The 10982-nt window shown below is 43.6% G+C and carries 10 protein-coding genes; 6 read left to right on the top strand and 4 right to left on the bottom strand.

The features are described 5' to 3' along the window. The first annotated feature begins 191 nt into the window (after positions 1-191). The 3 genes from RTS09_RS04275 (at position 192) to rnt (ending at position 3800) form a co-directional block, all read left to right on the top strand. Positions 192-1763 (top strand): hypothetical protein, encoded by a 1572-nt coding sequence (locus RTS09_RS04275; protein ID WP_312534617.1) that lies wholly within the window; start codon positions 192-194, stop codon positions 1761-1763. A 175-nt stretch (positions 1764-1938) separates the two neighbouring features. Further along, positions 1939-3021: a dihydroorotase gene (gene pyrC, locus RTS09_RS04270; RefSeq protein ID WP_312534614.1), complete on the top strand. Its 1083-nt coding sequence runs from the start codon at positions 1939-1941 to the stop codon at positions 3019-3021. A 44-nt stretch (positions 3022-3065) separates the two neighbouring features. After that, a complete protein-coding gene (gene rnt, locus RTS09_RS04265) occupies positions 3066-3800 on the top strand; it encodes a ribonuclease T (RefSeq protein WP_312534612.1) in 735 nt (244 codons plus the stop codon). Between the two features lie 71 nt (positions 3801-3871). Here the strand turns inward: rnt and RTS09_RS04260 are convergent, their stop codons facing one another. The 4 genes from RTS09_RS04260 to RTS09_RS04245 form a co-directional block, all read right to left on the bottom strand. Next, positions 3872-5101, bottom strand: a complete 1230-nt coding sequence (locus tag RTS09_RS04260) for an SEL1-like repeat protein (RefSeq protein WP_312534610.1) — start codon at positions 5099-5101, stop codon at positions 3872-3874. Positions 5102-5296: 195 nt separating this feature from the next. Further along, positions 5297-5926, bottom strand: a complete 630-nt coding sequence (locus tag RTS09_RS04255) for a 3-oxoacid CoA-transferase subunit B (protein WP_007114899.1) — start codon at positions 5924-5926, stop codon at positions 5297-5299. A gap of 17 nt (positions 5927-5943) precedes the next feature. After that, the gene (locus RTS09_RS04250; protein ID WP_060994364.1) at positions 5944-6651 is read right to left on the bottom strand and encodes a CoA transferase subunit A; all 708 of its coding nucleotides are present in this window, start codon (positions 6649-6651) and stop codon (positions 5944-5946) included. A 260-nt stretch (positions 6652-6911) separates the two neighbouring features. Beyond that, positions 6912-7547 carry an FxsA family protein gene (locus tag RTS09_RS04245; RefSeq protein ID WP_138017960.1) on the bottom strand — a complete coding sequence of 212 codons (636 nt, stop codon included), beginning with the start codon at positions 7545-7547 and terminating at the stop codon, positions 6912-6914. 240 nt (positions 7548-7787) lie between these two features. On the opposite strand from RTS09_RS04245, the gene ruvC reads away from it, so the two are divergent. From ruvC to RTS09_RS04230, 3 genes are all read left to right on the top strand, one after another. After that, positions 7788-8390: a crossover junction endodeoxyribonuclease RuvC gene (gene ruvC / locus RTS09_RS04240; protein WP_062331272.1), complete on the top strand. Its 603-nt coding sequence runs from the start codon at positions 7788-7790 to the stop codon at positions 8388-8390. Positions 8391-8556: 166 nt separating this feature from the next. Continuing rightward, a complete protein-coding gene (purU, locus tag RTS09_RS04235; RefSeq protein ID WP_007114904.1) occupies positions 8557-9417 on the top strand; it encodes a formyltetrahydrofolate deformylase in 861 nt (286 codons plus the stop codon). A 105-nt stretch (positions 9418-9522) separates the two neighbouring features. Continuing rightward, positions 9523-10914, top strand: coding sequence for an MFS transporter (locus tag RTS09_RS04230; protein WP_312534597.1), 1392 nt, complete (start codon positions 9523-9525; stop codon positions 10912-10914). Positions 10915-10982: the final 68 nt, after the last annotated feature.

Raw genomic sequence — 10982 nt, 5'->3', positions numbered from 1 at the left:
CAAAAGTTACAACAAATTCTAATCATAATTTGATGAATTTAATCGAAGTGAAATGGTAAGGTATCAACAAGATTTCTAAATTTAACGCTATTTTTTTAGAGGGTGTATAAAGAAGTTGCCCTGCAGCTACGATATTGCTAAAAGCTCACTAACCACCCCAATGCTAAAAAATGCAAATTAAGTGACAAAATATGCTGTCAAAAAATCCTTCAACGCCTTGTAATATCATTGACCATATATCGTTATATCATTTTTGGGCAAACGCTCTGCCGCCATTGCTACCGATAGTCGCAGATGGCTCACACGTATCAATTTGTTATCTAAAAAAAGTCGTGCCTGAGCTATTAAAAGTCGTGCTTTATCAGTTATCGGCAAAAATTCAGCAAAATCCGTCATTAATCCATCAAAATTTGGCACAGGTAACAGATAAAAATAGTTTTACCTCCGAATTTTTCACTACTTTAGTTACAAAAAATTTCACTGAAAACGGCATTAATTTTGTAACCCTAAAACAACTGTCTAAGAATAGCCCATCGATTTTTGAGCAGTTGTTTGATGATGAAACCCAAAAAACGATGATTGCCGGCGTGCTACTGGAAAAAACCCATCTACTCTTAGATAACCTGTTAACTATTTGGCAGACTATCACTGCATTGGCGGTGATAAATTTGGCAGATATGATAAGTTCACTACAAAACACCATAGACTCAGCGCAGATTACCGAGTGGCTTGCGATGCAGCCGGTTTTTTTTATGTCACCACAAGATACGGGGCTGATGAATGCAGTGGGTTTTAGGCGCGCTGTCAGTTTTCAAGCAGTACAACAACAGCAATTAAAATGGTCAAAAATTCAAAATATTGTAGACTTGCCTGTCTATCAACAGCATATTATTCAGCAAATGACTATCTATAAAGTGTCCAATTTTTTCAACATTGCGGCAATAACCATCCCTCATGCTCACTTCAATAAACAGGTGATTTCAAAAGGCAATCGCCAAATAAACAAAGCGGTGACGTCAAACACACGAACAGCCCTTTCAGCCAGCGATATTTTTGCCAAACCGCAAGTTCGCAAACCCGCTCGTTGGATAGATAAGTTACAAAAAAATTGGATTGCAACCGCCACTGTATTATCTGTCGCCGTTTTTAGCGGGGCAGGCGCGTTGGTGAGCGTCAAAGATAGGCCTGCCGTCACCCAACCATCGGCAAAAATGTCAGTGGCACACCCAGTTTATCACGATGTGGCAATAGTAAAAGTCGCCTCTGTAGCGGATATGACTAATCCGATAACAATGACTGAGCATGGCAAAAAAGCAGCTATCTCTGAATTACAAGAGAATAATAAACCACGAGATAATCACAAATCACAAGATAATAAGCATTCAGTGGAAGCTGAAAAAGCGCGAGATACGAAAAAATCCCACAAAAAGCCGCCTAACAAAGACCACAAAAAAACGACCAGCCCGGATTTTGGCAATGACTCTAAAAAAGATGTTAAAAAAGCTAACTTAGTGACCAAAGACCATAAGCAACCTGCTGAAAAAACCGCTAGCGCTAGCAAAAAATCAGCGGCTAACGATAAAACTGTAAAACAAAAATCGCAGAAAGCCTCATCGTCAACAACCGCCACTGACAAAAAATCCGCTAAAAAGCCTGATAAAAAGGTAAATAACACGACGGACAACAAAGCGAATAACAAGGTAGGTAATAAGGTAAACAATAAGGCGAATAACAAACCTAGCAATAAATCCAAAACTCATTAACACCGTTATTAAAACGACATAAACTGACGTATTATTTGTCAGTGTACTTGGCTTGCGAATATTTTCATGTCGTTTTTTGCCTAAAACTGCTATCATGCACAAGTTTTTCAACGCTTCAATTATCGGTTTTTGACGTTGTTTTTTTAAGGCACTCTCAAAACTGTTCGAGGAAATCATGAGCGCAGCGACTGCACCTATCAATACTTTTACTATTACTGCCCCTGATGACTGGCATATTCATTTACGGGACGGGCAGGCGCTTGCCACGACGGTGCCACATGCTGCTGCCAATTTTCGCCGCGCCATTTGTATGCCAAATTTGGTGCCACCCGTCAAAACAGCCGCTGATGCTATCGCTTATCGTGAGCGTATTTTGGCGCAAGTGCCCAATGACAGTATTTCTCAGCAATTTGAGCCATTGATGACGCTTTATTTAACCGAGTCACTGACGGCAGAAGACATCGAAACCGCTGTTGCTTCAGGTGTAGTAAAAGCAGTCAAGTTATATCCTGCAGGTGCGACCACCAATTCTGCGGATGGGGTGAGCCATATCAATCATTGCACCGATGTATTTGCCAAGATGGAAGCGTTGGGTTTGCCGCTGTTGGTACATGGTGAAGTGACGCACCATCATATTGATATTTTCGACCGTGAAAAACGCTTTATTGATGAAGTGATGGTCAATCTCATTGATAAATTTCCAAAATTAAAAATCGTCTTTGAGCACATTACCACCAGTGATGCCGCTGACTTTGTGTTGTCACAAGGCAAAAATGTCGCAGCGACAATTACCCCGCAGCATTTACTGTTTAATCGTAATCACCTGCTGGTGGGCGGCATTAAACCACATTTTTATTGCTTGCCGATTTTAAAACGCCAAAGTCACCAAAAAGTATTACTTGATGTGGCAACCAGTGGTAATCCCAAATTTTTTATTGGCACTGACTCTGCGCCCCATGCGACGCATACCAAGGAAAATGCTTGCGGTTGTGCAGGCTGTTATAGCGCATCGATTGCGCTGCCCTTGTATGCGCAAGCCTTTGACAGCGTGGGCAAACTTGACAAATTAGAAGGCTTTACCAGTATTCACGGGGCAAAATTTTATGGCTTACCTATCAATAGTGATAAAGTCACCTTGGTGCGTGAAGCCTGGCAAGTCCCCGAACATTATCCTTATCTTGACGGTAAAGATTTGACCCCGCTGATGGCTGGGCAAACGCTGGACTGGAAAGTGATGCCATTTAATTTAGCCGTATGATTGTTCACCCTTTATTTTTTCTGTTTTTTTCCGCAAGGTAACGTATGACCGCCACAACTGAACCCATGACTATTGCCAACCGTTTTCGCAATTACTTGCCCGTGGTGGTGGATGTAGAGACAGCAGGCTTCAATCCAAAAACCGATGCCTTGCTTGAGATTGCCTGTATTCCAATTTTGATGGATGATACCGGGCGTTTTTACCCAGGGGAGGCGGTGAACGCCCATATTGAGCCGTTTGAAGGGGCAAATCTTGAAGCGCGCGCCCTGCAATTCACCGGTATCAATCCCCACAGCCCGATGCGAAAAGCCATTGCCGAAGATGAAAAAACCGCCATTCGCCGTATTTTTAAATATTTAAAAACGGTGCGTCAATCGACCCAATGTACCAAATGTATTTTGGTAGGGCATAATGCGCATTTTGACTTGGGCTTTTTAAATGCTTTAATTGAGCGTACCAATAGCAAAAATCAAAGCCAATTTCACCAGTTTTCCGTGTTAGATACCGTCACCTTATCCGCGCTTGCGTTTGGTCAAACGGTACTGGCGAGAGCGTGCAAACTCGCTGGGCTAGAATTTGATGGTAATGAAGCGCATTCTGCTTTATATGACACCCAAAAAACGGCTGAATTGTTTTGTTATATCTTAAACAATTATCCGCTGCTGACGCCAAACTTGGCGAGCGATGAGGCTAATGATGATGAGTATAAGGGTGATGAGCGTCAGGATAGCGATGACGAGGTCGTACTAGTGCCATCTGACGACCCAACGGATGGCTAAATTTTTTTAAATACTGTGATTGGGATATTTAACCTTGTTTAACATCCAAATCACGGCATTCATCCAAGTCTTTAAACTTTAACTGCCACAAATATCAGTATCATGAATATAATCAGCGCCGCAGTCGCAAGCGCCATTTTTTTGCCATAGCTAGTATCCTCGCGTTGGGTTTGCTTGAGTAATGACAGGGTGGCAATACCTTGTGAAATTCGTATGGCATCAGGGTGACCATGTGCCGCAGCCAGCTCTAGCCAGTATTTGCCCATCTCGTTATCTTGCTCGACCCCATGTCCTGCATAGTAGAGTTTACTGAGTAATTTCTCCGCGCGATTGTCTTGTTGCGAGGCTGCTTGTTGCAACAATAGCAAAGCTTGTTGGGAGTTTTGAGAAATCTTGAGTAAGTGATTGCCTTCAAATAGCCACAGCGCTCGACGCAGCAATGCATCAGCAAGACCATTCTCGGCAAATTCATCAATTAATTGTACGGCTGTTGCCAAATTGTCTGCTGATATAGTGTTTTCGACTATATTTTCTGCTGCTACATTGTCTTCGAGTACATTATTTTCTAATGCATTGATTTCTAATAAATTATTTTCCGATGCATTGCCACTTGATTGCGCTGCTTGAATCAGCGCAACCGCTTTTTCATACATTGCTCGGTTTTGCTCTGTCAGATTTGACTCAAGCCATTGAATGGTCTGCAAATCCTGTGCAAGCTCGCCAAAAATCGCATGTTTGTTGACCACTGCCTGTGACTCGGCAATGGATTTGCGCTGATTGAGCAGTCCTTCATGCAGTGTGGGATTGAGTAGCGCGGCTTCAACTTCTGCCTGATAGCGCGCAACTTCCTTTGCTTGGCGTTGCTGTTCTTGTTGTTGTTTTTGCTGTTCAATCTGTTTGGCTTGGGCTCTTGCTTGCGCAATGACTTGGCGACTTGAGCGTGCTTTTGATGGGATTTTGCGGGTTAGCGATTGAGAAGTAAGGGGATTGTTGAGCGAAGTGGGCGCCGCCGATGACGCCGTTTGTTGAGCGACGCGCACAGATTTATCAGTAGCAGGGGTGACATTTTCCAATACCGCTTCATGATTTTTGGATGTATCCATTACATTGGGCTCATCCATCACCGGGGTGATTTGCATTACTGTTTGGCTAAAATCTGGCACCTCGGCAAAGTCAAACCGATAAATTTGCGGCAATGCCACACCGTCATCGGCTGTCATCTCATTGGGATATTTACGATCAATCAGCGGATTGTCTTCATCGGTGATAAATTTGGGATGAGAGAAGCGAGATGCAATCATGGTGTTGGATAAATGTTGATAGTGATGTCATTATAGAGGACAAATAAGCGAAAGTAAAAAAGCCAAAACAATAAAAAAGGACAGCATCACTGTCCTTTTTTATTGCCTTTTTTCATTGTCCTTTTAATGGCAATTTAACGCTGACTTGTGACAGCGCTATTTTACAGTCGTTATCTTGCAGGTGTTATAGTGCAATTATTGTGCAATGGTTACAGGCGTTTTTGATTGTAATTCTTCAAACGTGACACCGTCTGCCAGCTCAACCAGTTTTAGACCGTTATCGGTCACATCCATGATGGCTAAATCAGAGATAATACGATTCACCACTTTTTTGCCTGTCAGAGGTAGCGTACATTCAGCCAATACTTTTGGCTCACCATGTTTGTTGGTATGTTCCATCAATACAATGACGCGTTGAACGCCTGCGACCAAGTCCATCGCGCCGCCCATGCCTTTGACCATCTTGCCAGGAATCATCCAGTTGGCAAGATCGCCATTGTCTGAAACTTCCATCGCCCCTAAGATGGCAAGGTTGACTTTACCGCCACGAATCATGGCAAATGATTGTGAGCTTGAGAAAAAGCTCGCACCAGTCGCTGTGGTGACGGTTTGTTTACCTGCATTGATTAGATCTGGGTCAACTTTATCGGGTGTTGGGAATTCATCAATTCCAAGCAGCCCATTTTCTGATTGTAGCCAAACGTTGACGCCTTCTGGAATATAGTTCGCCACTAAGGTCGGTAAACCGATACCTAGATTGACATAAAAGCCGTCCTGTAGTTCTTTAGCGGCTCTTTGTGCCATTTGTTCACGAGTCCATGCCATGGTAATCTCCTTATAGCCTAGTTTGTCTGTTCTTTGGTCGTCACTTTTTCGATGCGTTTTTCTGGGTTGGCATTGACCACGATGCGATGCACATAAATACCCGGCAAATGAATTTGGTCGGGGTCTAGCTCGCCAGTTTCCACCAATTGCTCAACTTCGACAATGGTGACTTTACCTGCCGTGGCGACATCTGGGTTAAAGTTTCGCGCCGTTTTATTGAACATCAAGTTGCCCGCTTTATCCGCTTTTTGGGCTTTGACCAGTGCTACGTCAGCGACTAATGAGCGCTCAAGGATATATTGACGACCGTCAAATTCACGCTCTTCTTTACCCTCAGCAATTTGGGTACCTACGCCAGTGGCAGTAAAGAACGCAGGGATGCCCGCACCGCCTGCACGCAATTTTTCTGCCAACGTCCCTTGTGGGGTCAATTCCACTTCCAATTCACCCGATAAAAACTGACGTTCAAATTCTTTGTTTTCACCGACATACGACGCAATCATTTTTTTGACTTGGCGAGTCTCTAGTAATAATCCCAAACCAAAACCATCGACACCAGCGTTATTGCTGATACAGGTCAAATCTTTAACGCCGCTATCTCGCAAGGCTTCAATTAAAGCTTCGGGGATACCACACAGACCAAAACCACCGACCGCAATCGTTTGTCCATCTTTGATGACGCCCTCAAGTGCGCTAGCTGCGCTGTCATATACTTTGCTGGTCATACATTCACTCCTTGTCGCTAACCAATGTTGTTAATATCATTTATCAAAAATAAAAATCACGCTCAAACCTAAAAATTCCAAAACGAAACAGATTGTATCATTATAGAATTTATATAACAAATTTTGTCTTAAGTAAATCACATTGCATGAATTTTTGCAAAAAGTAAACCCAGTTTTTCGCAAAAATAGGGCATAAAAAAAGGCATACTAGGGATGCCTTAAATTTATCAATGTTTAACAGTCAATTTTTTATCCATTGTCTAGTCATCATTGGCAGAGCGGGTGATGCGTTTGGCGTTCGAGTTGACCGTTTTGGCTTGTCCGTCAATGGTCGTGCCAAATTTACCACTGTTGTTATTTTTGCTACCAAAGCTGCCGAACGGATTTTGTCCGCCCATACCGCCAAATGGATTTTGACTGCCAAACGGGTTTTGTCCACCCATACCGCCAAGACCCCCTAAGCCACCCATTTTTGAGGGATCCATACCGCCCATTTTGCTTGCCATCATTTGCATCAATTTTTCTGGGTTTTTAGTGGCATAGTCTTTGGCAAAGGCTTTAAACTTATTTTGTACCGCAGGTAATAACACCACAAGTGCCGCAATATCACTTAAAATACCGGGCAGTACCAATAAGATACCTGCCACTGCAAAAGCAATCGCTTTCACCACGGAATTTTCATTGGGGCGCATCGCAGGGTTAAGCATGGCGGCTTGCGCTTGTCCAGCCATCGGTTTTAAGGTGGCTATGCCTTTTTTAATGAGGGCGGCACCCACAAAGCCAGCCACCACAAACCACAAAAACACCCACCAGCCACTGACAAATTGTGCGATTAGATACCAAACCAGCATCTCAATAATCAACCAGACAATGGCAATCCCAACTATATTTCCCATGAAAATACGATTCCTAAATTGTGAATAAACTATAAAGAACAAATGATGAATCATTAACCAATGCAATAATGATGGGGGTAATGCATAAAACTATCAAATAGTTTTTTGAAATTCAGCAATTTTTTCGTTAAATTTTTGATAAATGCTATAATTTGACTATATTTTTAGCTTCGACTGCATTTTTAGCAAAGTTGTTTTGTGGGTATCTTTTTTTACGAGCATGTTTTACGAGCATTTTTTATGAGTATCTTTATTGGTATTGACCCAGGCTCACGTCTGACAGGCTATGGCATCATTCGGTTGAGTGGGGATAAACTTGAACATTTGGATGCAGGCACGATTCATGCTTACAGCCAAGGGGAAACCATGCCAGAGCGGTTAAAGCGGATATTTGATGGGATTAGCCGTATTGTTGAGCATTATCAAAGATACACCAATGAACCCATGACCGCCGCCATCGAGCAAGTATTTATGGCATCAAACCCCGACACTGCGCTTAAGCTTGGGCAGGCGCGGGGTGCAGCGATTGCCGCCATGGTTGCCAAAGATTTGCAAGTAGCTGAATATACCGCACGGCAAATCAAACAAGCGGTATGTGGCTATGGCGCGGCAGACAAAGAGCAGATTCAGCTTATGGTGATGCGCTTGTTGAGCCTTGAGATACAGCCGCAAGCGGATGCGGCAGATGGGTTAGCGTGTGCGATTTGTCATGCCTATCATAGTCAGACACTGAATAAATTGCTCGGTGGCGCAGCGGTAGTCGGTGGTCAAAGCGCAGGTGGACGCTCAAAGAAAAAAGGGCGCTGGCGCTTGACCGAAGTTGATTTGGGTAATTTAGGTTAAAAGATAGGTTAAAAGATAAGTTAAAAGTTAGGTTAAAAGGCAGGGGGTAAGCCACTCTTAAGAAAATTTTTATATCCAACAAGGCTTTTGATGGGTTTAGACTTCTTTGTCGACACAAAAATCGCTACAATGGCATCTTTTGAAAATTGAACACAAGATGTACCTCATGAGCCAACTAGCTACTGCAACTTTATTGATTAAATGCCAAGACCGCGCAGGTATTGTGCAAGCTGTATCCGAATTTTTTTATCGTTATGGCGCCAATATTATCAGCCTTGACCAATACTCGACTGAACCCGAAGGCGGTCAGTATTTTATGCGCCTTGAAATGGCTATCAATGATTTAGACAATATCATCGATAATATGAAAGGCAGTTTTGAGCATACCGTCGCTCGCATCTATCAAATGGAATGGAAACTATTTGATAATAGTAAACGTAAAAAAGTGGCGATTTTGGTGTCCAAATATGACCATGCGCTACTTGATTTGCTGTGGCGCTGGCAACAAGGGCAACTAGATTGTGAGATTACCTGTGTCGTCAGTAATCACCATGATTTGCGCCAAGCGGTAGAAAATTTTGGTGTGCCATTTCATCAAGTAACTGTGAGCAAAGACAACAAAGTAGAAGCAGAAGCCGAGATTCAAGCGCTGGTAAAAGACTGTGATTTGTTGGTGCTGGCGCGCTATATGCAGATTTTATCGGCTGAATTTACCGCCGCTTGGCACATGAAAATTATCAATATTCACCACTCATTCTTGCCAGCCTTTGTCGGCGCTGATCCATACCGCCAAGCGTATGAAAAAGGGGTCAAACTGATTGGCGCCACCGCGCATTATGTCACAGCCGACCTTGACCAAGGACCAATTATTGAGCAAGACGTGCACCGTGTCAGCCATCGCCACCATGTGGCAGAATTGCGGGCGATTGGGCAAGATGTCGAGCGTAGCGTGCTGACCCGTGCCGTGCGTTGGCATCTACAAAACCGTGTGATTGTTACAGGCAATAAAACGGTGGTATTTAACTAATTTTTCATCCGTTATTTGCTATCATTGCAGTTTATCTTGTTATATTAGGGTGTAGGTTTTACGCCCCTCTCCCGACTATAAAAATAATCTACCTGTGGTAGTCCTATGCCGTTATCAAAGTCGTCTGCGCCACCATCCAACACTCATTTGACCCACTATAAAACCTTAGGCTTACTGCTCACCTTATATTTGGCTCAAGGCTTGCCCGCAGGATTTATCACCCAAGCCTTGCCAGCGATTTTACGTGAATACAAAGTCTCATTAGTTGCCATTGGTTGGTCAGGGCTGATTTTGGTACCTTGGGGGCTTAAATTCCTGTGGGCTACTGTCGTGGACGGCTACTATTCACAAAAAATCGGAAGCGCCAAAAGCTGGATTTTGCCGATGCAAGGGTTGTCGATTGTCATACTGGTTGCGGTGGCGTTTTTTGAACCGCATAATTTGGCACAAACCCCTTCGGTGATGACGTTGTACGGGATGTTATTTACCTTAAGTCTCATTGGTGCGACACACGATGTGGCGACGGATGGGCTAGCAACCCGTTTGCTTAAAGCGGCTATGGCACCCAAAGAGCCGCTGACCCATGATATGCCTGCGCCTGATTCGGTGACTCAGACCACCAATCACCATCATCGCCAAAGCCAAGGCAATGCCGTACAAGTCATCGGCTATCGGCTGGGGCTTATTGTCGGTGGCGGTGTTTTACTGATGCTGCTCGAGCAATGGGGCTGGCGTAATAGTTTTCTTGCTATGGCGGCTTTGGTGGCACTTAATACCGTGCCCATTGTGTTTTTTAAAGAGCACACCCACACTTCGGTTGAACCCCCAAAAAAACAAGTACAGGTAGCAAAATCTGGCAGTTTTAAGGCACTAAAAAATTACCTTAGCCACCATTATCAGTATTTTTGGTCATCGCGGGAGATGCTGGCTTGGCTAGGGGTGTTATTGACCTATAAAATTGCTGATGGCATTTCAAGCGGTATGGTCAAACCGATGATGGTCGATGTCGGACTCAACTTGCAGCAAATTGGTTTTTGGGCAACCATCTTGGGCTCGGCGGCCTCAGTCGCTGGGGCAGGGGTCGCCACAATTTTGATGAAACGACTCACTCGCTTTACGTCCCTGCTATATTTTAATTTTGCCCAAGCGCTGACCACAGGGTTATATGGCTTGGTAGCTTATGGGTTTTATCATCAGTTACTGACGGATTTTTTGTGGCTATATGTTGTCAATGCGCTGGAGCATTTTTGTGCATCGTTGGCGCTGATTGCGATGCTTACGACCATTATGCATTATTCACGCCCTGCCAATGCGGGGAGTGATTTTACCGTGCAGGTTTGTCTGTTGACGGTGTTGGGCGGCTCAGCGCATTTTGCCAGCGGCTATATGGCGCATTTTTTGGGCTATCAATGGCATTTTTTGGTGAGTATGCTGATTGGCTTTGTGTGCCTTGCACCAATAATTTACTGGCATAAATTACAAAGTAATGAAAAATAATTTCATTTTTAATTGATTTTTGATATTTTTGACCATATTATCTATTTATATGATAAATTAGAAAATAT

The sequence above is a fragment of the Moraxella sp. CTOTU47618 genome, from assembly GCF_032017425.1.
In the GTDB taxonomy this organism is placed as follows: Bacteria; Pseudomonadota; Gammaproteobacteria; order Pseudomonadales; family Moraxellaceae; genus Faucicola; species Faucicola tetraodonis.
This window is presented reverse-complemented; position numbering and strand designations above follow the sequence as displayed.

What these genes read in the sequence shown, in the direction of transcription:
- RTS09_RS04275 (WP_312534617.1), top strand. Translation starts at nt 192, where the DNA reads ATGCTGTCAAAAAATCCTTCAACGCCTTGTAATATCATTGACCATATA.
- pyrC (WP_312534614.1), top strand. Translation starts at nt 1,939, where the DNA reads ATGAGCGCAGCGACTGCACCTATCAATACTTTTACTATTACTGCCCCT.
- rnt (WP_312534612.1), top strand. Translation starts at nt 3,066, where the DNA reads ATGACCGCCACAACTGAACCCATGACTATTGCCAACCGTTTTCGCAAT.
- RTS09_RS04260 (WP_312534610.1), bottom strand. Translation starts at nt 5,101, where the DNA reads ATGATTGCATCTCGCTTCTCTCATCCCAAATTTATCACCGATGAAGAC.
- RTS09_RS04255 (WP_007114899.1), bottom strand. Translation starts at nt 5,926, where the DNA reads ATGGCATGGACTCGTGAACAAATGGCACAAAGAGCCGCTAAAGAACTA.
- RTS09_RS04250 (WP_060994364.1), bottom strand. Translation starts at nt 6,651, where the DNA reads ATGACCAGCAAAGTATATGACAGCGCAGCTAGCGCACTTGAGGGCGTC.
- RTS09_RS04245 (WP_138017960.1), bottom strand. Translation starts at nt 7,547, where the DNA reads ATGGGAAATATAGTTGGGATTGCCATTGTCTGGTTGATTATTGAGATG.
- ruvC (WP_062331272.1), top strand. Translation starts at nt 7,788, where the DNA reads ATGAGTATCTTTATTGGTATTGACCCAGGCTCACGTCTGACAGGCTAT.
- purU (WP_007114904.1), top strand. Translation starts at nt 8,557, where the DNA reads ATGAGCCAACTAGCTACTGCAACTTTATTGATTAAATGCCAAGACCGC.
- RTS09_RS04230 (WP_312534597.1), top strand. Translation starts at nt 9,523, where the DNA reads ATGCCGTTATCAAAGTCGTCTGCGCCACCATCCAACACTCATTTGACC.